This is a genomic window from Methylobacterium sp. W2, from assembly GCF_020662345.1.
Classification (GTDB): Bacteria; Pseudomonadota; Alphaproteobacteria; order Rhizobiales; family Beijerinckiaceae; genus Methylobacterium.
On sequence record NZ_VMOA01000017.1, the window covers coordinates 70,347 to 96,684 of the forward strand.

General features: G+C 67.2%; 28 protein-coding genes. 11 read left to right on the forward strand and 17 right to left on the reverse strand.

Annotation, left to right across the window (positions count from 1 at the left end; translation table 11 throughout):
• Positions 1-235: 235 nt before the first annotated feature.
• From FPV16_RS11860 to FPV16_RS11885, 6 genes are all read right to left on the reverse strand, one after another.
• On the reverse strand, positions 236-847 hold the full coding sequence (locus FPV16_RS11860; RefSeq protein WP_227438384.1) for a hypothetical protein: 612 nt from the start codon (positions 845-847) through the stop codon (positions 236-238).
• A gap of 197 nt (positions 848-1,044) precedes the next feature.
• Positions 1,045-2,067 (reverse strand): HlyD family secretion protein, encoded by a 1,023-nt coding sequence (locus FPV16_RS11865; protein ID WP_227438385.1) that lies wholly within the window; start codon positions 2,065-2,067, stop codon positions 1,045-1,047.
• 35 nt (positions 2,068-2,102) lie between these two features.
• Positions 2,103-2,297, reverse strand: a complete 195-nt coding sequence (locus FPV16_RS11870; RefSeq protein ID WP_227438386.1) for a DUF1656 domain-containing protein — start codon at positions 2,295-2,297, stop codon at positions 2,103-2,105.
• Between the two features lie 12 nt (positions 2,298-2,309).
• On the reverse strand, positions 2,310-4,349 hold the full coding sequence (locus FPV16_RS11875) for an FUSC family protein (RefSeq protein WP_227438416.1): 2,040 nt from the start codon (positions 4,347-4,349) through the stop codon (positions 2,310-2,312).
• A 70-nt stretch (positions 4,350-4,419) separates the two neighbouring features.
• Positions 4,420-4,836, reverse strand: coding sequence for a DUF4345 domain-containing protein (locus tag FPV16_RS11880; protein ID WP_227438387.1), 417 nt, complete (start codon positions 4,834-4,836; stop codon positions 4,420-4,422).
• A gap of 66 nt (positions 4,837-4,902) precedes the next feature.
• Positions 4,903-5,172, reverse strand: a complete 270-nt coding sequence (locus FPV16_RS11885) for a hypothetical protein (RefSeq protein WP_227438388.1) — start codon at positions 5,170-5,172, stop codon at positions 4,903-4,905.
• Positions 5,173-5,383: 211 nt separating this feature from the next.
• Here FPV16_RS11885 and FPV16_RS11890 point away from each other — a divergent pair, with 211 nt between their 5' ends.
• Positions 5,384-6,019, forward strand: a complete 636-nt coding sequence (locus FPV16_RS11890; RefSeq protein ID WP_227438389.1) for a glutathione S-transferase N-terminal domain-containing protein — start codon at positions 5,384-5,386, stop codon at positions 6,017-6,019.
• A gap of 4 nt (positions 6,020-6,023) precedes the next feature.
• Here the strand turns inward: FPV16_RS11890 and FPV16_RS11895 are convergent, their stop codons facing one another.
• Positions 6,024-6,563 (reverse strand): DUF2147 domain-containing protein, encoded by a 540-nt coding sequence (locus tag FPV16_RS11895; protein ID WP_227438390.1) that lies wholly within the window; start codon positions 6,561-6,563, stop codon positions 6,024-6,026.
• A gap of 268 nt (positions 6,564-6,831) precedes the next feature.
• Here FPV16_RS11895 and ndk point away from each other — a divergent pair, with 268 nt between their 5' ends.
• Both ndk and FPV16_RS11905 read left to right on the forward strand, forming a co-directional pair.
• Positions 6,832-7,254: a nucleoside-diphosphate kinase gene (ndk, locus tag FPV16_RS11900; RefSeq protein WP_018043493.1), complete on the forward strand. Its 423-nt coding sequence runs from the start codon at positions 6,832-6,834 to the stop codon at positions 7,252-7,254.
• 204 nt (positions 7,255-7,458) lie between these two features.
• On the forward strand, positions 7,459-7,836 hold the full coding sequence (locus FPV16_RS11905) for a hypothetical protein (RefSeq protein WP_227438391.1): 378 nt from the start codon (positions 7,459-7,461) through the stop codon (positions 7,834-7,836).
• 52 nt (positions 7,837-7,888) lie between these two features.
• Here the strand turns inward: FPV16_RS11905 and FPV16_RS26285 are convergent, their stop codons facing one another.
• The 4 genes from FPV16_RS26285 to purM all read right to left on the reverse strand — a co-directional run bounded on the left by FPV16_RS26285 (position 7,889) and on the right by purM (position 10,411).
• A complete protein-coding gene (locus FPV16_RS26285; protein WP_319802235.1) occupies positions 7,889-8,299 on the reverse strand; it encodes a transcriptional regulator in 411 nt (136 codons plus the stop codon).
• A gap of 2 nt (positions 8,300-8,301) precedes the next feature.
• Positions 8,302-8,589, reverse strand: coding sequence for a type II toxin-antitoxin system HigB family toxin (locus FPV16_RS11915; protein WP_227438392.1), 288 nt, complete (start codon positions 8,587-8,589; stop codon positions 8,302-8,304).
• A 71-nt stretch (positions 8,590-8,660) separates the two neighbouring features.
• Positions 8,661-9,332 (reverse strand): phosphoribosylglycinamide formyltransferase, encoded by a 672-nt coding sequence (purN, locus tag FPV16_RS11920; RefSeq protein ID WP_227438393.1) that lies wholly within the window; start codon positions 9,330-9,332, stop codon positions 8,661-8,663.
• Complete coding sequence (gene purM, locus FPV16_RS11925) at positions 9,329-10,411, reverse strand: phosphoribosylformylglycinamidine cyclo-ligase (protein ID WP_227438394.1); 1,083 nt, start codon at positions 10,409-10,411, stop codon at positions 9,329-9,331. The genes purN and purM overlap by 4 nt, the downstream gene beginning before the upstream one ends.
• A gap of 245 nt (positions 10,412-10,656) precedes the next feature.
• Between purM and FPV16_RS11930 the strand changes: the two genes are divergently transcribed.
• The 5 genes from FPV16_RS11930 to FPV16_RS11950 all read left to right on the forward strand — a co-directional run bounded on the left by FPV16_RS11930 (position 10,657) and on the right by FPV16_RS11950 (position 17,058).
• Positions 10,657-11,748, forward strand: coding sequence for an AI-2E family transporter (locus FPV16_RS11930; RefSeq protein WP_227438417.1), 1,092 nt, complete (start codon positions 10,657-10,659; stop codon positions 11,746-11,748).
• Between the two features lie 8 nt (positions 11,749-11,756).
• On the forward strand, positions 11,757-12,479 hold the full coding sequence (locus tag FPV16_RS11935; protein WP_227438395.1) for a DnaA ATPase domain-containing protein: 723 nt from the start codon (positions 11,757-11,759) through the stop codon (positions 12,477-12,479).
• Between the two features lie 97 nt (positions 12,480-12,576).
• The gene (locus FPV16_RS11940; RefSeq protein ID WP_413629275.1) at positions 12,577-15,114 is read left to right on the forward strand and encodes an RNA degradosome polyphosphate kinase; all 2,538 of its coding nucleotides are present in this window, start codon (positions 12,577-12,579) and stop codon (positions 15,112-15,114) included.
• 26 nt (positions 15,115-15,140) lie between these two features.
• Positions 15,141-16,691, forward strand: a complete 1,551-nt coding sequence (ppx, locus tag FPV16_RS11945; protein WP_227438396.1) for an exopolyphosphatase — start codon at positions 15,141-15,143, stop codon at positions 16,689-16,691.
• A 49-nt stretch (positions 16,692-16,740) separates the two neighbouring features.
• Positions 16,741-17,058, forward strand: coding sequence for a DUF1648 domain-containing protein (locus tag FPV16_RS11950; RefSeq protein ID WP_227438397.1), 318 nt, complete (start codon positions 16,741-16,743; stop codon positions 17,056-17,058).
• A 16-nt stretch (positions 17,059-17,074) separates the two neighbouring features.
• Here FPV16_RS11950 and FPV16_RS11955 read toward each other — a convergent pair whose 3' ends face one another.
• Positions 17,075-18,517, reverse strand: coding sequence for an acetamidase/formamidase family protein (locus tag FPV16_RS11955; RefSeq protein WP_227438398.1), 1,443 nt, complete (start codon positions 18,515-18,517; stop codon positions 17,075-17,077).
• A 342-nt stretch (positions 18,518-18,859) separates the two neighbouring features.
• On the opposite strand from FPV16_RS11955, the gene FPV16_RS11960 reads away from it, so the two are divergent.
• A complete protein-coding gene (locus FPV16_RS11960) occupies positions 18,860-19,774 on the forward strand; it encodes a PhnA-like protein (protein ID WP_413629277.1) in 915 nt (304 codons plus the stop codon).
• A 102-nt stretch (positions 19,775-19,876) separates the two neighbouring features.
• On the opposite strand, the gene FPV16_RS11965 is transcribed toward FPV16_RS11960, so the two are convergent.
• Positions 19,877-22,210: an NADP-dependent malic enzyme gene (locus tag FPV16_RS11965; RefSeq protein ID WP_319802236.1), complete on the reverse strand. Its 2,334-nt coding sequence runs from the start codon at positions 22,208-22,210 to the stop codon at positions 19,877-19,879.
• Between the two features lie 84 nt (positions 22,211-22,294).
• Here FPV16_RS11965 and FPV16_RS11970 point away from each other — a divergent pair, with 84 nt between their 5' ends.
• Both FPV16_RS11970 and FPV16_RS11975 read left to right on the forward strand, forming a co-directional pair.
• A complete protein-coding gene (locus FPV16_RS11970; RefSeq protein ID WP_319802237.1) occupies positions 22,295-22,918 on the forward strand; it encodes a CatB-related O-acetyltransferase in 624 nt (207 codons plus the stop codon).
• 76 nt (positions 22,919-22,994) lie between these two features.
• Positions 22,995-23,246: a DUF3297 family protein gene (locus tag FPV16_RS11975; RefSeq protein ID WP_027173633.1), complete on the forward strand. Its 252-nt coding sequence runs from the start codon at positions 22,995-22,997 to the stop codon at positions 23,244-23,246.
• 6 nt (positions 23,247-23,252) lie between these two features.
• On the opposite strand, the gene FPV16_RS11980 is transcribed toward FPV16_RS11975, so the two are convergent.
• The 4 genes from FPV16_RS11980 to FPV16_RS11995 all read right to left on the reverse strand — a co-directional run bounded on the left by FPV16_RS11980 (position 23,253) and on the right by FPV16_RS11995 (position 26,329).
• Positions 23,253-23,948, reverse strand: coding sequence for a hypothetical protein (locus FPV16_RS11980; protein ID WP_227438400.1), 696 nt, complete (start codon positions 23,946-23,948; stop codon positions 23,253-23,255).
• Positions 23,945-24,799, reverse strand: a complete 855-nt coding sequence (locus FPV16_RS11985; RefSeq protein ID WP_227438401.1) for a hypothetical protein — start codon at positions 24,797-24,799, stop codon at positions 23,945-23,947. Before FPV16_RS11985 ends, FPV16_RS11980 begins: the two co-directional genes overlap by 4 nt.
• Positions 24,800-25,166: 367 nt before the next feature.
• Positions 25,167-25,463 carry a hypothetical protein gene (locus FPV16_RS11990; RefSeq protein ID WP_227438402.1) on the reverse strand — a complete coding sequence of 99 codons (297 nt, stop codon included), beginning with the start codon at positions 25,461-25,463 and terminating at the stop codon, positions 25,167-25,169.
• A complete protein-coding gene (locus FPV16_RS11995) occupies positions 25,460-26,329 on the reverse strand; it encodes a glycosyltransferase (protein WP_227438403.1) in 870 nt (289 codons plus the stop codon). Before FPV16_RS11995 ends, FPV16_RS11990 begins: the two co-directional genes overlap by 4 nt.
• Positions 26,330-26,338 lie beyond the last annotated feature (9 nt).

Below are 26,338 nucleotides of genomic sequence, written 5' to 3' on the forward strand. Positions count from 1 at the left end.
TCGGCCGCTTCTGCGCCCCGGAGACCGCTTCCGTCCCGTGATTCGCGTTTGTGCTGCTCAACGTCCGGGCCGAATTAGTCCCGGATGATCGTCGCAGCATCCTGCTGGGGTGGAGTCATTCCCCTCTCCTGCCTCTAAGTTGGTCGCGATCGACAACCGATCTACGCCTCCTCGTTGCTTGAGCTGTGCTTTGCTCGAGAGCACATGATCAAGGTGCGGCTGGATCGTCCCGACGTCAAGCCCCTATCTCATCTTTCCGGCGACTGTATTCTTTCCCATCCCGTGGCTTCCAAGAAAGCGCTGCCCTTTCAGGTGGTTGGCCAAGCGGTCGGCAAAGGATCGTCCGCGCTCCGGGGCCGGGTTCAGGCAACGCTCCGAAGCGCCACGCCGCCATGAGCAGGCGGCCGGCGCTCGGATGGTCGGCCATGGCGGCGTAGGACCAGGGCGCGGGCGCGATGTTGCCGCGCACGATCTCGATGCGGCCGCGCCACGGGCTGTCGGCGCCGGTGCAGGCCCAGTGCATGATCGGCGCGTCCACGGCGAAGGCATCGACCACGCCCTCGGCCGGAGCGTCGTGAATGCGGCCCTGGTCGGGGATCGGCACGAGGCTGCCAAGGGTCGCCGCCAGGGAATGGTCGACGCCGGGCGATTGGCGACGGATCTCGCGGGTGAAGCTGGCGGCCTGCGCATTGGCGCGGGAAGAGTGGCGCAGGAGCGTCGCCATGCCGGCCACCGCGTCGCTGACGCTAGCGCTTTCGGGCATCGCGGTCAGGTCGTTCTCAACGTCGTCGGTGGATTTCAGCACGTGACCTGACCCAGCCGGGAAGATGCCGACAGACTCGCTCATGGCCATTAAGCGTGGCTGAAACCTTTTCGCGATTCGTGCTCAACTTCGCGCCAATGCTGAAGAAATTTTTACCTTGTCATCGGTGGGATATGCTCCGCCGAGGCATTCGGCGTAGCGGGACGTCTTTCGGTCCATTTCGCCACACGTCAGACGGGTCGGTCTTTCGCGCGGGACGAAAGCGGGCGGGGTCGGGGCTTTCAGCGAGCCGCTGCCCCCGGATCGCGCTCCTGCCCGGAGGCGGAGGATCCGGTGAAACGGTCGCGCAAGGTCTTCCAGAGTTTGCCGCCATGGGCACCGGGCTCCCCTACGGAGACGGTGGCGTTCATGCCGGCCACCAGGGTGACGCTGTCGGGAACCCTCTCGATGCGGATGCGCACGGGGACGCGCTGGGCGAGGCGCACCCAGGTATAGACCGGGTCGACACTGGGCAGGCCCTGCGTGCTCGGCGAGGCGTTGGCGTTGCTGATGCCGAGGGTGATGCTCTCCACCCGGCCGTCGATGAGGGCCGAGTAACCGAGAAGCTCGGCCTTCGCCGCATCGCCCACATGGATATGGGCCAGCTTCGTCTCCTCGAAATAGCCGTCGATCCAGAACGAATCGGTATCGATCACCGCGACGTTGACGGTGCCGGCTTTGGCGTAGTCGCCCGCGCGCAGAAGGAGATTGGTGACGCGCCCGTTCACCGGCGAGCGCACTTCCGTGCGCCCCCGGTTGACCCGGGCCTGATGCAGCTGGGCTTTCGCGGAGGCGAGCGCCGCCTCCGCGATCTTGGCGGTGCCCGCATATTGCTGCTTCTCCTCCACCGAGGTGGAGAGGGTGGTCAGGGCCTCGCGCCGGGCCGCCTGAGTCCGCTTGACCTGAAGGTCGGCCTCGCGGTTCTCCAGCTCGGCCTGGGCGGTGGCGATGGCAATGTCGAAATCCACCGGATCGATGACGTAGAGCACGTCGCCCATGGCCACGTTCTGGTTGTCGGTGACGCGCAGTTCGGAGATTTGGCCGGAGACCTGGGGCGCTACGCTCGCCACCTGCACGCGGACGCGCCCGTCGCGGGTCCAGGGCGCGGTGACGTAGAATTGCCAGACCAGGGCGGCGGCCACGCAGGCACAGGCCAGGATCACCACAGTCGCCAGGAGCCGCACCACGCGCCAGCGCCGGCGCGTGGCGAGGGCCGGCGCGCGCTCACGGGAGGGGGGAGCGTCGGAGAGATCGTCGTCGGCCATTGTCAGGCAAGATCCATGTCGGCGGGACACATTGCTCAGAAGAGAACGATGAGAAGCGCGAGGATGCAGACGAAGATCCCCGCCTCGGCCAGCGGCGGGTTGGCGACGTAGCGGCTGAAGCGGATGCGGCTGAAGCCGAACCGCAGGAGCACCATGAGGGCCAGGGCCGCCAGCACATAGGCGACGAAGGGCGAGATCAGGACGCCGCCGAGATCAATGTCATGCCGCATGGGGCGCCTCCATCAGGCTGGTCGCAGGATGCCGAGGCGGCGCAGGAGGCGGTGCTGGCTCGCCATGACGCCGCCCGCCGTCACGAGGTCGCTGACGAGGCGGGCGATGGCGAGCCGCGTCGGGGCACTCACGGATCGACCGTGCCGGAGGAACGCGCGAACGGACCGGTCGAGCGTCGCCGCGTCCGCCGCCTCCAGTCCCTCCCGCGCCTGCCTTGACGCATCGTTCAGGGCGGGACCGTCGGGGAGGCGGCACAGCTGGGCATGGGCGCGGGCGGCGGCGGATTCGAGGCGGGCGAGGTCGAAGGCGCGGTCCAGGCTCGCCGCGCGGACGGCGCCGCTGCCCGAACTCCATTGCGAGAATTGCAGCAGCCGGTCGCTGTTGAGGCTGGTGCGGGTGGTGGCGTCGCCGCCATCGCCGGCCAGCGCGTCCAGCACCGAATCCCGGGCCGAATCGAGGGCGAAGGCGCGGCGCTGGGCGCGCGAGATCGGCAGCACGATCCGCACCGCGACGAACAGGATGCAAGCCGCCATGGTCACCAGGAACGCGTTCGCGAGGAAGGTCTGCGCGTCGTAGGTCTGCGGATTGGCCGGCGACAGGAGGACCATGAAGAACACGAGCAGGATGAAGCCGATTCCGAAGGTCGGCGGGTTCAGGCTGAGAAAGCACGCCACGAAGATCACCGGCGCGATGGCGATGGCGAGGAGCGGAAAGCCCTGCTCGCCCCCCAGCACGCCGAACAGCACGATCCCGGCGCAGAGGGCCGCGAGCGGCATGCCGATGAGGACGCCGCGGGCGAAGGCCTTCGAATCCGGCGCGATGGCCGAGAGCGAACAGGTCGCCGCCACCTGCACCAGGGCGAAGGACGTGGCGGGCCAGCCGGCGGCGATGAGGAGGAGGGCGGTGGCGCCAAAGGCGATCCCCACCCGCGCCGCGCCGCGAAGGGCCACAGGCATGTCGCGATGCGTCGGAAGGGCGACATCGCGCTTCGGTCGACAGCCGGTGGAGAGGGCGTTCAGACCGTCCTCGGCGAAGGAGACCGCGCGGGCGAAATCGAGGCCGCGCTGGAGCGCCAGGATCTCCAGGGGCTCGATCTCCCAAGGCTCGATCTCCCAAGGCTCGATCTCCCAAGGCTCGATCTCCCAAGGCTCGATATCCCGGGCCTCGCTCGTCCCGCCCCGGATCGCCTCATCCACCAGGGCGCCGAGGCGGTCCGAGGCCGCGTCGGCATCGGAACCTGCCTCAGTCAGGCCGAGGCAGATCCGGCGGGCTTCGGCGACGGCCGCGCTGTCGCGGCCCAGCATCCTGCCGGCGGCGGTGAAGGCGCGGCTCGCCGCCGCCATGGCGTAGAGCGCGGCGATGGCGCTGCGCGCCCCGGCGGCCCGGCGGGCACCGTCATCGAGCTCGCCGCCGATGGCGCTGGCATCGGCACGCATCACCGCGATCTGCCGGATCAGGGCCGCCGCCCGCTCCGAACCGGGATCCGCCTGGGACAGGGTCTCGCGGGCGAAGGCCCGGGTGGCCGAGAGGGCCTCCGAGAGCGGCTTGCGCAGGGTGCGCCACGTGCTCGGCGAGGCCAGTGCATCGTTGATGAAGGTGATGGCGACGATGCCGATGGTGATCGCGGCGACGCGGTCGATGGCGGCCTCGAACACCGCCTGCGGCGTGTCGATATGGGCGACGGCGACGATGGCGACGGTATAGCCCGCGAGCATGGCGCCATAGGCCCGCGTGTCCTGCAGGAAATGGGCGACGAAGACGCAGAGGCCGAGCCAGGTCGCCACGGAGACCAGGAGGAGAACCCGGTCCTGTCCGAACGCACCGATCAGCAGGATCGATATCGCGCCCCCCGCCAGGGTGCCGAGAAAACGGTACAACGCCTTCGACAAGGCCTGGCCGCGTTTGGGCTGGGCCAGGATCGCCACGCAGACGGCGGCCGACGAGGCGCCGGAGAGCTGGAGCCAGAAGGCGGCATAGAGGGCCAGCACCATGGCGAGCCAGATCCGCAGGGCGAAAGCCCAGGCGGAGGGCGCGGGGACGATGCGCTCCATGAGCGAGAGCGCGCGGTCGGCCGGGGAGGGACGTGTTCCGGCGGAAATCCCGCTCACGGACAAGCCCCGCTCACGGAGAGGGCCCGGCCGCCGCCGCATCCGCGGCCTTGGCCGCAACCCGCATCTGCCAAAGGCAGAGGAGGGGCGTCACCACCAGCTCCATCGCCAGGGCACCCAGCATCACCGCCGAGGGCAGGCCGGTGAGGTAGAGGCCCAGCAACCGCGCCAAGCCACCGAGCACGACGACGAGGGTCAGGAAGCGGAACAGGCGCGATTTCGCCTCGATGGCGGGTACGCAGGTCCAGAACAGGATGCCGATGCCCATCAGCAGGCCCGACAGGTAGCGGAAATGGCTGTCGGCGGAGATCTGGGACAGGCTGTCGCCGCCGATTCCTCCAAGCCCGAACAGAATTCCGAAGAGCCCCGACGCCACCGGTATGATCGCGGCCACCGCCACGACCCGCTGCAGCGCCTCGCGCTCCCGCATCGGTCCGTTCCCCTGTGAGCGCCCGGCGGATTCCGCTCCCGCGAGCCGATGTCCAGCGGAATTAGATCAGGCCTTGATCTCCTTCAAGCGCTTGACGCATTTACTGAAATATTGCGGCCATTTCGGCCCCTGCGCTGCCTTGTCGGCCACCGAGAGGGCGCGCCATTCGACACCGCACTTCTTCTGCCGCTCCCGAGCAGCACTCTGCCCGACAGTCAGTTCCTTCGCCGCGGGCTCCGGAGCGGCGGCCACGGGGTCCTTGGCGGACGCAGTCGTCGCGAAACCCAGCACCATCGACGCCGCGACCAACGCGGCTGGAAGAAAACGAAACCGCATGATCGCAACCCCAGGTCTTTGCCCTGCGCTCACGGTGAGGCGCCGGAACCGGCCTCATCACAGCCAGAAGTCGCGTAAAGGGCAAGATCCTTGGCCGTGCCACGGCGCACCGTCCACCGTTCGATGGCGGCGTAGATCCTGCAACCATCCGCCCATCGCCCGGTTTGATCCAGCGATATGAAGCGACCCTGATAGGAGCGGAACGTTTCCCATGGCCGCCGCCACCCAGAAGCCCATCGACCTCTATACCTGGGGCACGCCCAACGGGTGGAAGATCCCCATCATGCTGGAGGAGTGCGGCCTGCCCTACCGGGTGGTGCCGGTGAACATCGGCAAGGGCGACCAGATGGCGCCGGATTTCCTGGCGATCTCACCCAACAACAAGATCCCGGCCATCGTCGACCCGGAAGGTCCGGGGGCCAGTCCGATCACGGTCTTCGAATCGGGGGCGATCCTGCAATATCTCGGACGCAAGACCGGCTGCCTCTACCCCGTCGACGAACGATCCCGAGTGGCGGTGGACGAGTGGCTGTTCTGGCAGGTGGGGGGTTTCGGGCCGATGCTCGGCCAGATGCACCATTTCCGCATCTATGCGGAGGAAAAAATCCCCTACGCTATCGAGCGGTTCTCGGCGGAATCGCACCGCCTCTACGGCGTGCTCGACCGGCGCCTCGCGGACCGCGACTACATCGCCGATGCGTATTCCATCGCTGACATCGCGGTCCTGACCTGGGCAAAGCATCACGAAAAGCAGGGGATCGATCTGACGACCCTGCCGAATGTGCGGCGCTGGCTCGACACCGTCCTGGCGAGGCCCGCCGTGAAACGGGGCCTCGCCGCGATCTGAAGCGTTACTTCTTGGCTTCGACCTGAGGCGCTGCCGCCTTGGCCGTGGGCTTGAGCGCCGGCTTTTGTGCCACCTCGGCAGCCGGAGCGACGGCGGCCTGCTGGTTCACGTCCGGCACCCGGGTCCAGGTCTCCGAGCCGCACAGAACCTTGAGAAGGCATCCGGACACGCTGAGCTCGGAGCCGGATTCCCGCTCCAGGCTGACCTGATAGATCTTGCCCTCGTCGATATTGTAGATGTCGCCCGAGAACTTCTCCTCGTCGGGGGCGAGCCCCTCGATGAGCTGCAGGCCGATGACCGGGCGCAGGCGCTTTTTCGGGTCGGGGTTCTTGGCGTCGGTGCGCGGGGCGCCCGTCTCGGTGGTCGGGGTCTTGAGCCAGACGACCTTGCCGCAGATGTTCGCACTGTTCGCGCCGCAATGATCGATGCGGATCTTGGCGCGACCGTCCTTCGTGAGCCAGGTGCCGGAGGGATCCTTCGACGGGGCCGCGGAGGCGGCGACGAGTCCGGAGAGCAGGAAGGCGGAGGTCAGGGCAATGCGCATGGCTTTTGGTCTCCTGGTGCCTGTGAAGGGCGGCGGCGCATCGGCGGGAGCGTCGCGAAGGGTCGTGAGCCTTGGTGTCGAATTCGTCTGGAGCGACAACACCCCCGCAATCAGGCGATTTTCCGGCAGTGTTGCGCCGGAGCCATGGCCAAACGAATTCCGCTGTGGATGCGCGCCTTTCGTGCTTCGGGTTGAGGCAACGGGGCGTGCCCGCTATAAGCCGCCCGCCGAAGCCGTTTTCGGCCGAGCGAAACCAACCGGACTGATCATGGCCACCGAGCGCACTTTCTCCATCCTGAAGCCCGACGCGACCAAGCGGAACCTCACCGGAGCGGTGAATGCCGTGATCGAGAAGGCGGGCCTGCGCATCGTCGGCCAGCGTCGCATCCAGATGACCCAGGCCCAGGCCGAAAAGTTCTACGAGATCCACAAGGAGCGCCCGTTCTTCGGCGAGCTCGTCTCCTTCATGACCTCGGGCCCCGTGGTCGTGCAGGTGCTCGAGGGCGAGAACGCCGTCGCCGCCTACCGCACCGTGATGGGCGCCACCAACCCGGCCAATGCTGACGAGGGCACCATCCGCAAGACTTTCTCCGAGTCGGTCGGCGAGAACACCGTACACGGTTCGGACAGCGCCGAGAACGCCAAGATCGAGATCGCGCAGTTCTTCCAGGATTCCGACATCGTCGGCTGAGCCCGTTCGGGTTTACGCTTCCGGGCGGGTTTTCGTGGCATCCGCCACGAGAGGCCGCCCGATCTCGTTTGATGGGGCATCGTCTCGGTCGGGAGCCGCGCCACGGAACGATGCCGGGTGTGGCGCGAACGCCCTTGCGCGCGTGTCCTGCCGGGCGTGAAAGGAATTCCCTTAACCGAATCCCTTTCACGGACCCCACATTCCATGCGCTTCATCGTTCCGCGCACCGGCCGGATTCTGCTCGCCGCCGGCCTCATCTCCCTGCTCGCCGCGTGTAACGCGAACAAGGGGACGCCTACGGCCTCCCTCGAAGGCTACACGCCCGATCCGGCGCTGAAGACGGCCTCCGCCGGCAACCTCACCGGTCGTGTGCGCCACGCCTGCACCGTGACACAGTCGCGCCTGCAGAGCGTCCCCGAGGCATCGCTCGTGCGCCCGTGCGGCTGCTACGCCAAGCAGACACTGGCGAGCCTCAACCCGGCCGAGCTCGAATCCTATCGCACCACCGGCTACTTCAACGATTCCGCCCGCGCCAAGGCGCTCTCGGCCCTCGACAGCTGCCAGCTGCCGCGCCCGGCGTAAGCCGTCCGACGAGAGACCTCGGCGGAGCGCCGTCTGCGCCGAGGTCTCGAGACTACAGAAACGTTGCCGGTTCTATCCCGAACCGCGTCGCCAGGCGCTTGATCTGACCGAGGTTGAGATCGCGCTTGCCGCTCAGAATTTCCGACACGACGCCCTGGCTCCCGATCTCAGGCAGGTCACTCTGCTTCACGCCGTTCTGCTCCATGAGCAGCCGCAAGATCTCGGCGGGCGGCACATCCGGCAGTCCGTGATGCGCGCTGTCATAGTCGGCGATGAAACCGCCGAGGAGGCCGAGCACCCCCGCGAGGGGATGATGGTCCTCACCGGCGCCCGCATCGAGAAGGCCGTTCATCACGTCCACCGCAGTCTCGTACTCGGCGTCAGTCCGGATCACGCGAAGCGGCACATGGTCCGAGATGGCCCGAAAATGACCCGCGATCGTATCGACGTCAGCACGGCTCAAGCTCACAGTTTCCATGCATCGTACTCCTTGTGCGTGAAGACGTACCAAACAAATAATTTTTGCGTATCAAAATGGATTGCAGCAATAAGCCGATATTTATTTCCTCCCATGTCAAAGACGTAATAGCCGCGCACTTTATCTACTGTGTTGAACGTCTTCTTGAGCTCAGAAAAATTTGCGAACCCATTCGTCTCTACGATCTTACGCCATGCCTGCAGAGGCGTAGCCGAAGCTGCATGGGAGGCTGCGAATGCGACGAGAGACTTATTCGAAATAACCCGCATGACCATTCGTATCTCAAAATGAGATTCGGCACAACGACTTCATCTCATTTTGAGATACCAGACTGGTCGGCTCGATCTCACCCTGCCGACGGAAGACTGATCAGCGCTCCGTCCGCCGCCGCGATGTCCCGGGCGAAGACCACGCGCCCGTCCTCAAGCCTTGCCCGTCCGCCGGCGATCAGCGCCAGGGCGCGCGGATAGAGCAGATGCTCCTGGACGAGGATGCGCGCCGCGAGGCTGTCGGCATCGTCGCCCGGCAGGACCGGGACGGCGGCCTGGGCCACGATCGGCCCGGCATCGAGTTCGGGCACCACGTAATGCACCGTGCAGCCGTGCAGGCGCACGCCCGCCGCTAGGGCCTGCTCATGGGTGTGGACGCCGCGGAACAGCGGCAGCAGCGAAGGATGGATGTTGATCATCCGTCCGGCCCAGGATTCGACGAAGCCGGCGGAGAAGATCCGCATGAACCCGGCGAGAACCACGAGTTCGATCCCGGCCGCTTCGAGTTCCGCGTTCAGGGCGGCATCGAAGCCTGCCCTGTCGGGATAGGCGCGGTGATCGAGGGCCTTCGTGGCGATCCCGGCGCTCGCGGCATGGGTGAGACCGCCCGCCTCAGGCCGGTTGGAGGCGACGAGAACGATCTCGGCGGGATAATCCGGCGCCTTCGCGGCCTCGATCAGCGAGATCATGTTCGAGCCGCGTCCCGAGATGAGGATTGCGGCCCGCGTCCTGGCGCGCGGGGCCGTCACAGGGCGAGCCGGCCCTGGAACGTCACCGCTTCCGGTCCGCGCTCGGTGATGAGACCGAGGCGGATCGGCGAGGCTCCGGCGGTATCGAGCGCCCGGGTCACCGCCGACACACTCTCCGGCGAGACCACCGCCACCATGCCGATACCGCAATTGAAGGTGCGCAGCATTTCGGATTCGGCGACCTCGCCGACCTTCGAGATCCATCCGAAGACGGGCGGCGGAATGATCGCGTCGAGGTCGATGCTGATGCCGACGCCGTCGGGCAGGACGCGGGGCAGGTTATCAGGAAAGCCGCCGCCGGTGATGTGGGCGAGGGCCTTGATCCCGTCGGTGGCCTTCAGCGCGGCGAGGAGCGGCTTCACATAGATCCGGGTCGGCTCCAGCAGGGCGTCACCGAGCGAGCGCGACGGCTCGAACGGGGCCGGGTCGTCGTAGGAGAGGCCGCTCGCCTCGACGATCCGGCGCACCAGCGAGAACCCGTTGGAATGCACACCCGAGGACGGCAGGCCGAGGACGACGTCGCCGGGGGCGATGCCGGGGCGGGGCAGGAGCTTTCCACGCTCGGCGGCGCCGACGCTGAACCCGGCGAGGTCGTAGTCCGACCCGTCGTAGAGGCCGGGCATCTCGGCGGTCTCGCCACCGATGAGCGCGCAGCCCGCGATGCGGCAGCCCGCCGCGATCCCGCGCACGATGTCGGTGCCGACCCCCGGCACCAGCTTGCCCGTGGCGTAATAGTCGAGGAAGAACAGCGGCTCGGCGCCCTGGACGATGATGTCGTTCACGCACATCGCCACGAGATCGACGCCGATCGTATCGTGACGACCGGTCTCGATGGCGATCTTCACCTTGGTGCCGACGCCGTCATTGGCCGCCACCAGGATCGGGTCGGAGAAGCCGGCGGCCTTGAGGTCGAACAGCCCGCCGAACCCGCCGATCTCGGCATCCGCCCCGGGCCGGCGGGTGGAGCGCACCAGCGGCTTGATCGTCTCGACCATGGCGTTGCCCGCATCGATGTCGACGCCCGCATCCGCGTAGGTCATTCCGTTCCGGCTCTCGCCGTTCTTGCTCTCGGCCGTCATCGGCGCCCCGTCTCGCAATCCACGTCCTGCATGGCCGGCATCGGAATGTCGGCCAAAGTCCTTTGGCTCCTCTAGCCGCTTGCGCCAATCTCGGCGAGTCGTCATCGGGAAATTCGGGATTCGCGCAGTTCCGGCCCTGGAGGGAGCCTAGCATGCGGGACATGAGCGACGAGCGCCATGCCTTGACCGTAGGCACTCCCGTTCCCACTCTCCCGGGCGGCGGACATGACGTGGGGGGACGGCCGATGCGCGGCAGGGCGGTGATCGGACTGGTGGGCCTCGGCGTCGTCGCGCTGCTGCTCTACCTGCTCTCGGGCGTGATGCTGCCCTTCGTGGCGGGTCTGGCGCTCGCCTACCTTCTCGATCCCATGGCCGACAGGCTGCAGCGCTTCGGCCTCGGTCGCCTCTCCGCCTCGCTCCTGATCCTGGCCATGTTCGTCGTCGGGCTCGTGGTGCTGCTGCTGATCGTCGTGCCGCTGGCCGCCAACCAGATTTCGGCGCTCGTGACGACCCTACCCGGCATGATCTCGCGGCTGCAGGGCATCATCGTCGAGCGGGTCGGGCCGCTCATGACGCGGGTCGGCGGCGCGGACGTCCTCAACGATCTGCAATCCTCCGTCGGAACCCTGGTGGGGCAGGGCGGGACCTGGTTCCTGGCCTTCCTCAAGTCGCTGTGGTCCGGCAGCCAGGCGCTGGTCTCCATCGCCTCGCTCCTCGTCGTCACCCCGGTCGTGGCCTTCTACCTCCTCGTCGACTGGGACCGGATGGTCGCCACCGTCGACGGCTGGACGCCGCCGCGCCACCGCACCACGGTGCGGCGCCTGGCCGGCGAGATCGACCGCGCGATCATCGGCTTCGTGCGCGGGCAGACCCTGGTCTGCCTCATCCTGGGGACGTTCTATGCCGTCGGCCTGTTCTTCGTCGGCGTGAATTTCGGCGTGCTGATCGGGATGATCGCGGGCTTTCTCACCTTCATTCCTTATGTCGGCACCCTCGTCGGGTTCCTGCTTTCCGTGGGCGTCGCCCTGGTCCAGTTCTGGCCGACCTCCGATTGGCTCCATATCGGGCTGACCGTCGCCGTATTCGTGGTCGGCCAGTTCTTCGAAGGCAACGTCATCTCGCCCAAGCTCGTGGGCGATTCGGTCGGTCTGCATCCGGTCTGGCTGATGTTCGCGCTCCTGGCCTTCGGCTCGCTGTTCGGCTTCCTCGGCCTGTTGCTCGCCGTCCCCGTCGCGGCCTCCATCGGCGTCATCGTCCGCTTCGCGATTGCGCGTTATCTCCAAAGTCCGCTCTACTATGCCGAAGAACCGATCCTGATTCAGAAGCGCGAGGGATGAGATCGCCGATGCGCGAGGCCGCGCCCCCGAAGCAGCTCGCCTTCGACCTGCCCCTCGATCCGCGCTACGGCCGCGAGGACTTCCTGGTGGGACCGGCCAACGAGGCGGCCTACGGGCTGATCGAAGCCTGGCCGCGCTGGCCCGATACGGTCTGCCTCATCACCGGGCCGTCGGGCAGCGGGAAGAGCCATCTCGCCTCGATCTGGGCGACGCGCTCCCATGCCTGGACCGTCCCGGCCTCAGAGATCACCGCCGATTCGGTCACGCATCTCGTCTCCAACGGCGCCCTGGTGATCGAGGATATCGACCGCCCCGAGGGCCGCGAGGAGGCGGCCTTGTTCCACCTCCTCAACCTCGCCCGCGAGAACGGCAGCCCCGTCCTCATCACGGCGGCGGCGCCGGTGGAGGCGCTCGGCCTCGCCACCGCCGATCTGCGCTCGCGCCTGAGGCTGGCGCCGGGCGCCACGATCCTGCCCCCCGACGACGCACTGATGCGGGCAGTGCTGGTCAAGCTCTTCGTCGACCGCCAGCTCGTGGTCGATCTCAGCGTCGTCGAGGCCATCGCCCTGAGGATCGACCGCTCCCTCGCCAGGGCCAGGGCCGTGGTGGCCGAACTCGACCGCGATGCCCTGAGGCGTGGCCGCCGCATCACCAAGCCGCTGGCCATGTCGGTGCTTGCGGAACTCGGTGTGTCGGACGACGAGGCCGGCGACGACGACGCGCCAGCCTGATCGCCCGCCCATCCCGATTGTCATGGAATTGTCAGACGCGACGGCCCGGCAGCATGCTACGAGGCCACTCGTTCCAGCAGAGTGAGGAGAAGACCTGTTGCCGGAAATGGATTCGGACGCGATCGCCAAGGGGTCGGACGTCGAGGACACGAATGTCGAGGAGCGGAAGATCGCTCCAGCGGCAGACGACGCGTCGGACGCGCCCCGCTCCGGTGACGACGGCCGCGGCTCCGCGGCACCCGAATCCCTGACGCCCAAGCGCCCCGCTGCCCGGCGCCGGCCGGCGGAGGCCGGTCCGGTTCGCTCCGCGACCGTCCGGACACGGACGACGAAGCCCAGCCCCGGAGCGACTCTCCCGGCAGAATCGGCCTCGCTCGACGAGACTCACGAGGCAGAGACGGAATCAGGCTCGATTCTGGCGGAGACGATCATGGCCGACACGGCGACAGAACGAGCGACAGCTGAACCCGTGGCGCGGGAGACCGTGCTCGCCGCCGGCCGCGCCCTGCGCCATTCGCCCGAGCGCTTCGTGAACCGGGAATTGTCCTGGCTGCAGTTCAACCGCCGGGTGCTGGAGGAAGCCTCCAACACCAGCCATCCGTTGCTGGAGCAGCTGCGCTTCCTCTCGATCTCGGCCAACAACCTCGACGAGTTCTTCATGGTCCGCGTGGCGGGGCTGCACGACCAGGTCCGTGCCGGCCTGATCCAGCCGTCGCAGGACGGGCTGAGCCCGGCCGAACAGCTCAGCCGCATCGGTTCCGAAGTCTCCCGCCTCGCCCTCGACCAGCAGCGCCGCTGGCGCGAGTTGCGTGACGACCTGCACGGTGTCGGCGTCGATCTCGTCGAGCCCGGCGACCTCACCCCCGATCACAAGGCCTGGCTGGAGGAGTACTTCCTCAGCCACGTCTTCCCGGTGCTGACGCCGCTCGCCATCGACCCGGCCCATCCGTTCCCGTTCCTGTCGAACCTCGGCTCCAGCATCGCCCTGATGATGGTGCGCCCCCGCGATGGGCGGACCCTGCGCGCCCTGATCCGCCTGCCCGCCGTCCTCGACCGCTTCGTGCGCCTGCCGGAGGTCACGGGGGAATCCACCGCCCGCTTCATCGCCATTGAGCAGGTCATCGTCCTGTTCACCGGCCGCCTGTTCCCGGGCTACTTCGTCAAGGGGCAGGGGGCGTTCCGGGTGATCCGCGATTCCGACCTCGAGATCGAGGAGGAGGCCGAGGATCTCGTCCTGCATTTCGAGAGCGCCCTGAAGCAGCGCCGCCGCGGCGTCGTCATCAGGCTCGAAGTCGAGGCCGGGATGCCGGAGGATCTGCGCGCCTTCGTCGCCGACGAGCTCGAGATCAGCTACGACGCGATCTTCGTGGTCGAGGGCATGCTGGCCCTCAACGAATTGTCACAGATCGTCGGGATCGACCGGCCGGACCTGAAGTTCAAGTCGTACAACCCGCGCTTCCCCGAGCGCATCCGCGAAAGCGGCGGCGACGTCTTCGCCGCCATCCGGCAGAAGGACTTCATCGTCCACCACCCCTACGAATCCTTCGACGCGGTGGTGCAGTTCCTGGCCCAGGCCGCCCGTGACCCCAACGTGGTGGCGATCAAGCAGACGCTCTACCGCACCTCCTCGAACTCGCCGATCGTCGCGGCGCTGGCGGAGGCCGCCGAACTCGGCAAGTCCGTGACCGCGCTGGTGGAGCTGAAGGCGCGCTTCGACGAGGAGGCCAACATCCGCTGGGCCCGCGACCTGGAGAAGGCCGGCGCGCAGGTGGTGTTCGGCTTCATCGAGCTGAAGACCCATGCCAAGCTGTCTATGGTGGTGCGGCGCGAGGGCGACAAGCTCGTGAGCTACTGCCATGTCGGCACCGGCAACTATCACCCGATCACGGCGCGGGTGTACACCGACCTATCGTTCTTCACCGCCGACCCGGCGGTGGCCCGCGACGTCAGCCGCATGTTCAACTACATCACCGGCTATGCCGAACCGGCCGAACTCGAGCGCATGGCGGTCTCGCCGCTGACCCTCAAGCCCCGGCTCCTGGAGAACATCGCGGCTGAAGTGGCCCATGCCAAGGCCGGGCGGCCGGCGGCGATCTGGATCAAGTGCAACTCCCTGGTGGACGGGCAGATCATCGACGCGCTCTACGACGCGTCCCAGGCCGGGGTGCAGATCGACTGCATCGTGCGCGGCATCTGCTGCCTCCGTCCGGGCATTCCCGGTCTGTCGGACACGATCCGGGTGAAATCCATCGTCGGGCGCTTCCTCGAGCACGAGCGGATCTACGCCTTCGGCAACGGGTTCGGCCTACCGCACCCGAAGGCGACGGTATCGATCTCGTCGGCCGACCTGATGACCCGCAATCTTGAACGGCGCGTCGAGGCGCTGTTGCCGATCACTAACCAAACGGTGCATCAGCAGGTGCTGGACCAGATCATGCTCGCCAATCTCCTCGACAACCAGCAGAGCTGGCGTGTACTGGCGTCAGGCGCGAGTGAGCGTGTTCAGCCCTCCGAGGGCGAGGAGCCGTTCAACGCGCATAAGTACTTCATGACGAACCCGAGCCTGTCCGGCCGGGGCAAGTCCTCGAAGAAGTCGAGTCCGCGTGCGCTGAGCCGCAGAGCCCAGCGCTCCTGAGCGGACGACCCCACTAGGAGCCGGTCATGGGCCTCCCTCGTACCAGTCTTGCGCAGAGCGGCCTCGCGCTTCAGGGAGACCGCCGCGTGCAGGATTGCGTGGAGCCGGTGGCGATCATCGACATCGGCTCGAACTCCGTGCGTCTCGTGGCCTATGACGGCCTGAACCGCGCGCCGACGCCGCTCTACAACGAGAAGGTCCTGTGCGGGCTCGGCCGCAACGTGTTCAGCACGGGTCGGCTCAACGAGGAGGCGGTTCGGCGCGCCCTCAGCGCGCTGGGGCGCTTCCGCATCCTCTGCGAGACCATGCGCGTCGGCCGCGTCTTCGTGCTGGCCACGGCCGCCGCGCGCGACGCGCAGAACGGCCCGGAATTCCTCGCTGCGGCGGAGGCCGCCTGCGGCCACCGGATCGAGCTCCTGTCGGGGCGGCGGGAGGCGGAGCTTTCGGCCCTCGGCGTGATCTCAGGTTTCCATACGCCGGACGGAGTCGTCGGCGATCTCGGCGGCGGCTCCCTCGAACTGGTGGACGTGCGCGGCGCCACGGTGGGGCAGGGGGTGACGATGCCGCTCGGCGGTCTCGCTCTCCAGGATCTCTCCGGCGGGTCGGTGAAGAAGGCCCTCAGGATCGCCCGCGAGAACCTCGCGAAGGCAGCCCCCCAGCTGGAGACCCTGCGCGGGCGCAGCTTCTACGCGGTGGGCGGCACCTGGCGCGCTCTGGCCCGCCTGCATCAGGCCGCGCGGGGCTACCCACTCCACGTCATGCACGGCTACAGCATCGAGCCGTCCGACGAACTCAGCTTCCTCGAAGTGGTGGAGCGCACCGACGCCGCCCTGCTTCAGGACGTGGAGGCCGTCTCGGAGGCGCGCCGGCCCCTCCTCGCCTACGGCGCCGTGGTGCTGGAGGAGATCATCCGCGTCGGCCGTCCTCGCGAACTCGCCATCTCGGCCTCCGGCGTGCGCGAGGGACTGCTCTACGAACAACTCGACCGCGACACCCGCCTCACCGACCCGCTCCTCGCGGCGGCGGCGGAACTGAACCGGCTCCGCGCCCGGTCTCCGGGCCACGGCAGCGACCTCATCGCCTGGACAGACCGGTTCGTCGCCACCCTCGACGGGCCGGAGACGGCCGACGAGCGCCGCCTGCGCCACGCCGCCTGCCTCCTCTCGGATATCGGCTGGCGTGCGCATCCCGATTACCGGGGCGAACAGAGCATCAACGTCATCACTCATGCCGCCTTCGTCGGGATCGACCATCCCGGACGGGCCTATCTCGCCCTGGCGGTCTATTTCCGCCACGAGGGCGTCTCGGCGGACAAGGCGAGCCCGATGATGCGTAGCCTCGCCGGTCCGCGCCTGTTCGAGCGAGCCCGCCTCCTCGGCGCCCTCCTGCGTGTCGCTTTCCCGATCTCTGCGGGAATGGAGGGAGCGCTGTCCCGCATGCCCCTGCTTCTGGAGGATCAGCGGGTGACCCTCACGCTGCCGACGGAACTGGCCGCGCTCCCCGGGGACCGCCTGCTCAACCGAGTCCGCGGCCTCGGTCGGGTGCTGGGGCTGGAGGGGCGGATCGTTACCGCCTGATACGGTCGCGGGTTCCTAGCCTCGGCCGTTCGGAGGATTGTCGAGGCCGATGGTCTACGTCTTCGCCGTCCTGACCCTTGCCATCCTTTCATGCCTGTCGGCCCTTGCGGGCTTTCGGGTGGGAGATCTCGACCGGCTTCCGATGCAATGGGACCTGAACGGGCAGCCGACATGGTACGCGCCCACATGGATCGCGCTGGGATTCATCCCGCTGATCGGCGTGATCGTCATGGCGATAGTGGCCGTGAGCCATGGTCCCGGCGGCGACGGGTTCGGTGTCGCCCGACCCATGGTGACGGTCGGAGCCATCCTGATCGCCGCCGAGATCGTCTATCTCTTCATGCTGCGAAGGCACCTCAGCGCCTGATCGACGACGCGGCGCGTCACGCCGGTCTGTCCGCGAAGATCGCTTTCTTGACGATGGCGTGGACGCCCCAATTGCCGTCCACCACCTGGGTGATGCCGAAATCGACGGCGATGGACATGAGCGAGATCGCCTCGTCCTCCGTCAGCCCCTTTGCCTGCATCAGGAAGGACCGCATCTTGCGGAAGGCGTCGCGCATGGCGAGGTCGATGGAGGATTTGGAGAAGATCTCGCTCTGCGCGTCGGGGCCGAGATCGGCGAGGTAGTTCGGATAGCTGAAGCCCGAGAGCACCCAATCCTCAGACGTCTCGATCATCGGGAAATCGAGGGTCTCCAGGGCCGTGCCGGCAAGATCCGCCTTCTTGTGCAGGACGAACTGGAAGGTCCCCGTGAGCGAGCACTCGATGGCGGTGCCGCAGAGTTCGGAATCGCCCTGGCTCGCATGCGGATCGCCCACCGAGAACAGGGCGCCCGGCACCGCGACGGGGTAGTACATCGTCGCGCCCTTGCCGATGCGCCAGTTGTCGATGTTGCCGCCGGTATAGCTCGGGGGAATCGAGTTCACCATGTCGGCCTCCTTGGGCGCGAGGCCCATCGTGCCGAAATGCGGGCGGATCGGCACGCGCACGCCCTTCAGGACGTCGAAATTGCGGCTCGTCTTCGTGTGGTCCACGGGAATGCCCGGATAATCGATGGTGGGATGCGCCACGCCGAACGGATCGGTGACTCCCGGCCAGCGGAAATTATACACCGCCTTCGCCCAGTCGCGGGCGCCGCTCGCATCGACTTCGTAGATGGTGATGACCTCACGCGCCCGGTCGCCGGTGATCATGTCCTTGTAGTGATAGCCCCACCAGGCGGCGGCGTTGCTGCCGAAGCTGCGGCCCTTGAAGGCGGGGTTGGCGCAGGGGCGCGGTGCCACGTCGAGGATGCGCACCTCCAGCACGTCGCCGGGCTCCGCGCCGCGGATCGCCACCGGGCCGGTACAGATGTGGACGCCGAGCCCCCCGCCCGGTCCGAGGGGGCCGGTCTCCGGTCCGGCGCCGCGGCGGGCGACGCCCTTCTTCTCCTTGGTCCAGAGGAACACGCTTTCGGCGCCGGGATCGCCCGTCACCATGCGCTCGGCATCGTCGTTGGCGTGGTGAGTCAGGGTCTCGATGGTGACGTAGTCGCCGGACGCGATCTCGACCTGGGGCTTCAGCAGCTTCGAGAAGTAGCCCCAATGGACGGTCTCGGCGGTGGCCGGCAGGTGGTAATGCGCCGTCTGCCGGATGCCCTTGGCACTCGTCTGCGCCAGTGCGGGGCCGACGAGGGACAGGCCGCCGGCCGCCATCGCCGCCGCGCCCCCGGTGGCGACGAAGCCGCTCTTGAGGAAGGCCCGCCGCTCGGGCGCGAGGTCGCCGAGGAAACGGCGGCGATGCTCGGCGAAATGCGTGCAGTTCGGATCGTCACCACGGCACATTGGAATCTCCCGACCGGCCCTTGATCGGAATCCTGTATGCAATCCGGTGGCCAATTTTCCACGCGCCGGGTCTCAAGGGAAAGTCCCGCCGGGATCCGATGGCCGGCGGGCGAGGATAGACGGGAGAATGGATGGATTTCCGCCAAATCGAGCGAACATTCCCCGACGACGCACGTTGACGGGCGCTGATTTCCAAAATCCCCGAGCGTGTCAGGGAAGCTGGAACGCGTCCTTGGATATCGGAGACACGAACGGCTTCACGCTCCCGGCAGGATTCCGCCGGGGCGATGTTGTCCGTGCGCGTGATCCTCATCCTTCACATCTGTTCTCAGGAGTTCCTCCTTGGCTCAATCCCCTACTCTGAAGCCTGTCGTCGCAACGCCACCGGCCCTCGACGCCCGCCCGGCCCTGTACAATCAGGTCTCCTGGGGCGCGATCTTCGCCGGCGCCGTAGCGGCCCTCGTGGCGCAGATGATCCTCAACATGATCGGCCTCGGCATCGGCCTGTCGACCCTGGATCCCGCCGGCAACGACACCCCGACCGCCGCCAGCCTATCCACCGGCGCCGGCCTATGGTGGGTCGTCTCCGGCATCGTCGCCTCGCTCGCCGGCGGCTTCCTCGCCGGGCGCCTCTCGGGCAAGCCGCTGGCCAGCACCAGCGGTTACCATGGCCTCGTCTCCTGGGCCGTCACCACCCTGGTCATCGTCTACCTGCTCACCTCGGCGGCCGGCGGCCTCATCGGCGGCGCGTTCGGCGGCATTTCGAGCGTGATCGGTGGCGCGGGTTCGGCCATCGGCGGCGCCACCCAGACGGCGGCACAGGCTGCGGCGCCCTCGCTCACCAAGCTGACCAACCCCCTCGACGGCATTGAGAACCAGGTCCGCCAGTCTAGCGGAGGCCAGGATCCCGCAGCCCTGCGTGATGCCGCCTCCCAGGCCGTGCGCGCCTACCTGACGGGCGATGCCGCCCAGCAGGCCCAGGCCGAGACCAAGGCCGCCGATGCCCTGGCCAAGGCGCAGGGGATCTCGCCGGATCAGGCCAAGACCCAGATCCAAGAGTACCGCAAGCAGTACGAGCAGACGGTGGCCGACGCCAAGCAGAAGGCCAAGGTCGCCGCCGAAGCGACCCGCAGCGCCGCTGCGCAGGGCGCCCTCTACGCCGCCCTCGCCCTGATCCTCGGAGGCCTGGCCGCCTTCCTCGGTGGCCGTTTCGGCGCCGTGACCCCGGCCGCCGCCTACGGCGACCGCCGCGTCTGATCCCACCGCTTCTGGGCACATGAACGAAAAAGGCCCCCGAGGAATCGGGGGCCTTTTTCATGGCATCAGCCGTGGAGGACGAGCGACGTCCCGGCTGTCTTTCTATTCGGAGAGGGGCGTCAGACCCGGCTCCACCGATGCGATCGTCGGCTCGACGGCGCTCGCCTGCGCCTCCACCACCGCCGCGGCGGTGACGTTGACGATGCCGCGCGCCGTCACCGACGGCGACAGGATGTGGGCGGGCCGGGCCGGGCCGATCAGCAGCGGCCCCACCGGCAGGGCGTCAGCCAGTACCTTGGAGAACTGGAAGGCGATGTTGGCCGCGTCGAGATTGGGGAAGATCAGGACGTTGGCGGAGCCCTTGAGGGGCGAGCCCGGCAGCACCCGGTCGCGGATCAGGCCGGACAGAGCGGTATCGGCCTGCATCTCGCCATCCACCTGAAGGTCCGGCCGGCGGCCCTGGATCAGACCCAGCGCCGCGCGCATCTTCTGGGCCGAGCGGGAATCGGACTGGCCGAAATCCGAATGGCTGAGGAGGGCGATCTTCGGGGTGAGGCCGAAGCGCGCGACGTGGCCGGCACAGGCCACCGCCACGTCGGCGATCTCCTCGGCGCTGGGATCGGGCCGGACATGAGTGTCGGCGAGGAAGTAGGCGCCTTCCTTGGTGACGATGAGGCTCATGGCGGCGAAATCGAGCACGCCCGGCGCGAGGCCGATCACGTCGCGGATCACCCGCAGGCGCGTCTCGAAGCGGCCCTCCAGGCCGCAAATCAGTGCGTCCGCCTCGCCCCGGCGCACGGCGATGGCGCCGATCACCGTGTTGTTGGTGCGCACCAGGGTGCGCGCGGCATCCGGCGTGATGCCGCGACGGCCGGCGACTTCGAGATAGGTCGCGACATAGTCGCGGTAGCGCGGATCGTCCTCGGGATCGATCAGATCGAAATCGGTGCCCTGCCGGATCGACAGGCCGAAGCGCTTGATCCGGGTCTCGATCACCCGCGGGCGTCCCACCAGGATGGGCCGGGCCACATGATCCTCGACGATGGCCTGGGCGGCGCGCAGCACGCGCTCGTCCTCACCCTCCGCGTAGAGGACGCGCTTGGGGTTCTCCTTCGCCTTGGTGAAGATCGGCTTCATGATAAAACCGGAGCGGTGGACGAAGCGATCGAGACTGTCGGCGTAGGCTTGGATGTTCTCCAGCGGCCGGCCGGCGACGCCCGAATCCATTGCGGCTTGCGCTACGGCGGGGGCGATCCGCAGGATCAGGCGCGGATCGAACGGGCTCGGGATCAGCGAATGCGGGCCGAAGGGCCGGGCTTCGCCGCCATAGGCGCGGGCGACCACGTCGGACGGAGTCTCGCGGGCCAGCGCGGCGATCGCCTTCACGGCAGCCTTCTTCATGTCCTCGTTGATCGAGGTGGCGCCGACATCCAGCGCCCCGCGGAAGATGTAGGGGAAGCACAGGACGTTGTTGACTTGGTTCGGGAAATCCGAGCGCCCGGTACAGATCATCGCGTCGGGACGCTTCGCCTGCGCCAGATCCGGCATGATCTCCGGATAGGGGTTGGCGAGCGCCATGATCAGCGGCTTCTCGGCCATCTTCTCCAGGTATTCCGGCTTCAGGACGCCGCCGGCCGAGAGGCCGATGAACACGTCGGCGCCCGGAATGACCTCGGCCAGCGTCCGGGCCTCGGTCTCCTTGGCGTAGACGTCCTTCCAGCGGTCCATCAGTTCGGCGCGGCCCTTATAGACCACGCCCTTGATGTCGGTGACGGTGATATTCTCGACCCGCGCGCCGAGCGACACCAGCAGGTTGAGGCAGGCGAGCGCCGCAGCGCCCGCGCCCGAGGTGACGATGCGGACGTCGGAGAGCTGCTTGCCGGCGAATTCAAGGGCGTTGAGGACCGCCGCCGCCACGATGATCGCGGTGCCGTGCTGGTCGTCGTGGAAGACCGGGATGTTCATCCGTGCCCGGCACTGCTCCTCGACCTCGAAGCACTCGGGTGCCTTGATGTCCTCGAGATTGATGCCGCCGAAAGTCGGCTCCAGGGAGCAGACCACGTCCACGAGCTTGCCGACGTCGTTCTGGTCCACCTCGATGTCGAACACGTCGATCCCGGCGAACTTCTTGAACAGGACCGCCTTGCCCTCCATCACCGGCTTCGAGGCGAGGGGGCCGATATTGCCGAGGCCGAGCACGGCGGTGCCGTTGGTGAGCACGGCCACGAGGTTCTGGCGGATGGTGAGGGTGGCGGCCTCCTGGGGGTCGTCGTAGATCGCCATGCAGGCCGCGGCGACGCCGGGGGAATAGGCGAGCGCCAGATCGCGCTGGTTGCCCAGCGGCTTCGTCGCCTGGATCTCGAGCTTTCCGGGCCGGGGTAGGCGGTGGTAGACGAGGGCTCCGGATTTGAGATCGTCGGACATGTTGTCGCCCATGAGCCTCACTCCCTTCATCGCGGGCTCTGACGGAGCCGCGGAGCTTTCCCGCCGGTCTTCGGGATGCATTGATTGAAAACTCTGTTGCACCGCTTGCGGAGTGGGCGCAACCCGCACAACGAAACCCGCCTGCACCTCGCCAAAATGGTGAAAACCCATGGTTTCTCCATCGGCTCGTACTCCTATGGCCGTCCGAAAGTGCGGTTCCCGGAAGCTGGGCGGCACCTTACGATCGGCCGGTATTGTTCCATCGCCGACAGGGTCGAGATCCTCCTCGGCGGCGGACACCGCCTCGACTGGGTGACCACCTATCCCTTCGCAGCCATGGCGGGACTCTGGCCGGGGGTGGAGGCGCCGGCCGGTCATCATGCCTCGCGCGGCGACGTGACCATCGGCAGCGACGTCTGGCTCGGCTCCGGCTGCATGATCCTGTCCGGCGTCACCATCGGGCACGGCGCCGTGGTGGGAGCCCATGCCGTCGTCAGCCGGGATGTGCCGCCCTACGCGATCGTCGCCGGCAACCCCGCGCGGGTGATCCGCCACCGCTTCGCTCCGGAGCATGTGTCGGGCCTGCTGGAGACCGCGTGGTGGGACCTGCCCCCCGAGGCGGTGCGCGCTCTGGTGCCCCTGCTCCAGAGCGACCGCATCGGCGATCTCATCGCGGCGGCGCGGGCGGCCAGGACCGGCGGCGTTGCGGGCGGGGCGTGAATCGCTTACCCGAACCCTTCGTCCCGACGCGTCAACGATCACTCGACTCCGATCATCGATTCCCAAGGCAACGCCGATGTCCGACACGCCTCCCGACCGCCTCGCGGTGAACCCGACCAGCCCGTTCTACAACGAGGCGATCCTGGAACGCGGCATCGGCATCCGCTTCAAGGGCGTCGAGAAGACCAATGTCGAGGAATACTGCGTCAGCGAAGGCTGGGTCCGCCTGTCGGCCGGCAAGACCCTCGACCGCGCCGGCAACCCGATGACGGTGAAGCTGAAGGGCCCGGTCGAGCCGTATTTTCGCGACGATTCCAGCGAAGGCTGAGACCGCTCAGCCCGACGCCGTCTCCAGCGGAAACGGCGTCGGCTCCCAGTAGGGCTCGATCTTCGTGCCGCGAATGTTGGCGGCTTCCCAGCCGTGAAGGATTGTTGCGAGGGCGGCCCGGTCTCCCGCGAGGAGCGGGTCGGCAACGGCGAGGATCTTGTTGCGGGTCTGCTGGTATGACGCCGAACTCGCGCATCCGTCCTCCCGGTAATGAGGGAGGAGGTCCTGCAGGATATCTTGAGCACTCGCGAGATGGCCGAGGGCTATGTCGATGATCAGCCGGTCCTCCGGTGCTCCGACCCGGGCGATCTCGAAGTTCTCTCGATAGAACGCGACGAACGCCTTCAGGGTGTCCATTGAGCGCAGGAGCGGCAAAGCCTCGGTCTCGATCACGGATATCATATCAGTGATCGTAGAGGGATCGGACCAGCGCCAGACCGCGTATTGCGATCCGCCCGGTGGGCCAAGCTGCCCGGCACACCAGCCGATGATGCCGAGCATGCCGTCGAGCGGACTGAAGATGTCGAGCATCGACCATTTCAGGTAAAACGCATCGGGATCGGATGTATCATCCACCATGATACGCAGGGCGACGTGATGCACGGGCCTGATCCAGAGATCGCGACTGCCGACATGGACGATGTCGGCATGACGATCCAGCAACGGACGATAAACGGCTTTGACTTGGCGCGTGCGTGTCACCGACGAGGCCTCATTTCCATGACAATGAAACGCTTTGCGGTAGGAAAATTCTTGCGTGCAAGCGTTGCAAGATCAACAGCTCTTGTAGGATCCAGTCCCGCATCGCCCGTCTTGTGGTCATAGATGCAGACCGTATCTGTGGGGGGGTTTTCAAGTATGTCGAGACGAATAGAATTTCGCTCACCATATCGGGTGGGAAGATGGCTGATCTTCTTATAGGATATTTCTGCAATAAAATTTGGATCTCTGAGAGATTTTACCTGTTCTGACATAAGAAAATGAACTTCATTCCCCAGGGCTTGAGGGCTGCTGTAGAGCCCGGAAGATCGTACGTGGGCGGTAGTCGTATCGAGCATCTCTTGGACCTCGCTGTAGCGCGGGCAAGCCTGATCTAGGCTGCTTTGATCGACCCTTCCGACCCAGAATACTGGAAAATTGGGATCGTCGCTCAGTCCATATTCGCTCGCGGGCGCCACGAAGATCGCTGTAGTGTTGGAGCCGTTCCGCTGCGAGAGTGCCGACAGCAGCGTTACGGCCGCTTCGACCGCTATGCCGATCCTCAAAGGCCTGCGCGTTGGAGCCCGAGCGTCCTGAACGAACGCTTCCGGCTCCGTCCGATCGCCGTTCAACGTGCTGCGGGACAGGATCTCGCCGGTCTCGCCATCGCGGATCGTCTGAGTGCGGCCCGACATTTCGAAGACGGTCCGCGTGCCGTCCGGCGCTGTGACGGTGTGCTGCTCGTCCCAGTCCTGGGAGGGATGGCTCCGGATGCGGAGCGAGAGAACGCGCGATCCGTCCTCGGCGACGACCTCTTCGGTGGCCGGCGAATCGTGTGAACCAAGGGAGCCCATCGTTGCCGGACCGGCCGATCCGTCATGTCCCGATGCCCAACGTCCGCCACCGGGCTGGCCGGCCGGCTCGCGGGGCTGATCGGGGCTATACTTGCGGGCGAGGACGCGCTCGACGCGGATCAGTTCGACCTCGACGGCAAGCTCAGCCAGATCGCAGCGAGACGCTGTGTGTGGGTGTCAAGTCGCGACATCGGTGACGTTCCCAGCGCATGTGGCAAGGCCCATTGTTTAGTACACAAATCCCTTTATAGCAATAAAAACCTATGTTGAGAGTGCGCAATGGCCGTCCTATAAGGCCGCCCTGGCAAGTTCGGTATGAGGTGCGGGCTAGCGAGGATTCAGGGCGCGGGGTCGAAACCGTGCGGCTTCAACCCTCCCGCTTGCGGCACTCGCCCGCGTAGTTGCGGAGGGCCTCCGCCACCAGGGCGTCCACCTGGGCCGCCGTCTTCGGCTGCCGGATGACGAGGCTCGTCACCGAATTCGGGTGGTTCGCCCGCTGCTTCGGGGTTCGCGCATGGTTCGAGACGCGCAGGGCGAAGACGCTCCCCTCCGGCTTGAGATAGACGCTGTCGCCGCGTGTGTTGCGAGCGACGACGATGAAGCCCTGCCTCGTGACACCGGCGACGGCGCGGGCCAGGGCGGCCGTCGGATTGAGCAGGCTCATGCGAGCCCTTCCCAAGCGAGTGCGGTGCGCCCACGGATGGCGGCGAGGGCGCCGGCCGCCGAGCCGGCATAGCGCTCGATCAGCGGCCGGCGGAAGCTCAGGGATGCCAGGGCCGCCTTCGGGGCGTTCACCGCGAACATCCTGCGACTCGGGTCGGGCAGACCATATTTGCGCGAGACATAGGCCCGCGACCAGGCCTGATGCCAGCGGGTGCGGAAGACCCGGCCGGGCTCCGGCGCCGACGAGCGCCCGCGCCCATGCAGGGCGACCGCACCGTGGACATGAACAAGGGAGCGGCCGGTATCGGCGACCCGGCGGCACAAGTCGTCATCCTCGTAGAACAAGAAGATGTTCGGATCGAATCCGCCGAGGGCAAGGAATAGGTCGCGCCGGATCATCAGGCAGGCGCCCGAGAGGAACGGCGCGCAGGCATCGCCCTCTGGCAGGGTGCGGTTGCCGGGGGGGTTGGTGAGGTAGGGCGCGAGCAGCGAGCGCGGTTGGTAGAAGAACCGCCCATCCGCCTCCATCAGGCGGGGCGCCAGCAGGCCGGCCTCGGGATAGGCGGCGGCGGCCCGCAGCAGCGCATCGACCGCCCCCGCCTGCAGGACGATGTCCGGGTTGAGGATGAGAACGCGCTCGGCCCGCTCGGCGGCGCGGATTCCGAGGGTGTTGGCGCGGCCGTAGCCCTCGTTGCGGGCATTGCGCACCACCCTGGCGCCGGCCGCCTCGGCCACCGCCGCCGACTCGTCACGGCTCGCATTGTCCACGACGATGGCCGGCACGTGCTCGGCGGCGAGCGCCGTGAGACAGGCCGGCAGCGCATGGGCGCTGTCATGGCTGACGACGACGGCGACGAGGGAGGGCATGTCGGCCCT

Coding starts and splice junctions, on each gene's coding strand:
- FPV16_RS11860 (WP_227438384.1), bottom strand. CDS start 847: ATGAGCGAGTCTGTCGGCATCTTCCCGGCTGGGTCAGGTCACGTGCTG.
- FPV16_RS11865 (WP_227438385.1), bottom strand. CDS start 2,067: ATGGCCGACGACGATCTCTCCGACGCTCCCCCCTCCCGTGAGCGCGCG.
- FPV16_RS11870 (WP_227438386.1), bottom strand. CDS start 2,297: ATGCGGCATGACATTGATCTCGGCGGCGTCCTGATCTCGCCCTTCGTC.
- FPV16_RS11875 (WP_227438416.1), bottom strand. CDS start 4,349: ATGGAGCGCATCGTCCCCGCGCCCTCCGCCTGGGCTTTCGCCCTGCGG.
- FPV16_RS11880 (WP_227438387.1), bottom strand. CDS start 4,836: ATGCGGGAGCGCGAGGCGCTGCAGCGGGTCGTGGCGGTGGCCGCGATC.
- FPV16_RS11885 (WP_227438388.1), bottom strand. CDS start 5,172: ATGCGGTTTCGTTTTCTTCCAGCCGCGTTGGTCGCGGCGTCGATGGTG.
- FPV16_RS11890 (WP_227438389.1), top strand. CDS start 5,384: ATGGCCGCCGCCACCCAGAAGCCCATCGACCTCTATACCTGGGGCACG.
- FPV16_RS11895 (WP_227438390.1), bottom strand. CDS start 6,563: ATGCGCATTGCCCTGACCTCCGCCTTCCTGCTCTCCGGACTCGTCGCC.
- ndk (WP_018043493.1), top strand. CDS start 6,832: ATGGCCACCGAGCGCACTTTCTCCATCCTGAAGCCCGACGCGACCAAG.
- FPV16_RS11905 (WP_227438391.1), top strand. CDS start 7,459: ATGCGCTTCATCGTTCCGCGCACCGGCCGGATTCTGCTCGCCGCCGGC.
- FPV16_RS11915 (WP_227438392.1), bottom strand. CDS start 8,589: ATGGTCATGCGGGTTATTTCGAATAAGTCTCTCGTCGCATTCGCAGCC.
- purM (WP_227438394.1), bottom strand. CDS start 10,411: ATGACGGCCGAGAGCAAGAACGGCGAGAGCCGGAACGGAATGACCTAC.
- FPV16_RS11930 (WP_227438417.1), top strand. CDS start 10,657: ATGCGCGGCAGGGCGGTGATCGGACTGGTGGGCCTCGGCGTCGTCGCG.
- FPV16_RS11935 (WP_227438395.1), top strand. CDS start 11,757: ATGCGCGAGGCCGCGCCCCCGAAGCAGCTCGCCTTCGACCTGCCCCTC.
- ppx (WP_227438396.1), top strand. CDS start 15,141: ATGGGCCTCCCTCGTACCAGTCTTGCGCAGAGCGGCCTCGCGCTTCAG.
- FPV16_RS11950 (WP_227438397.1), top strand. CDS start 16,741: ATGGTCTACGTCTTCGCCGTCCTGACCCTTGCCATCCTTTCATGCCTG.
- FPV16_RS11955 (WP_227438398.1), bottom strand. CDS start 18,517: ATGTGCCGTGGTGACGATCCGAACTGCACGCATTTCGCCGAGCATCGC.
- FPV16_RS11965 (WP_319802236.1), bottom strand. CDS start 22,210: ATGGGCGACAACATGTCCGACGATCTCAAATCCGGAGCCCTCGTCTAC.
- FPV16_RS11975 (WP_027173633.1), top strand. CDS start 22,995: ATGTCCGACACGCCTCCCGACCGCCTCGCGGTGAACCCGACCAGCCCG.
- FPV16_RS11985 (WP_227438401.1), bottom strand. CDS start 24,799: ATGGGCTCCCTTGGTTCACACGATTCGCCGGCCACCGAAGAGGTCGTC.
- FPV16_RS11990 (WP_227438402.1), bottom strand. CDS start 25,463: ATGAGCCTGCTCAATCCGACGGCCGCCCTGGCCCGCGCCGTCGCCGGT.
- FPV16_RS11995 (WP_227438403.1), bottom strand. CDS start 26,329: ATGCCCTCCCTCGTCGCCGTCGTCGTCAGCCATGACAGCGCCCATGCG.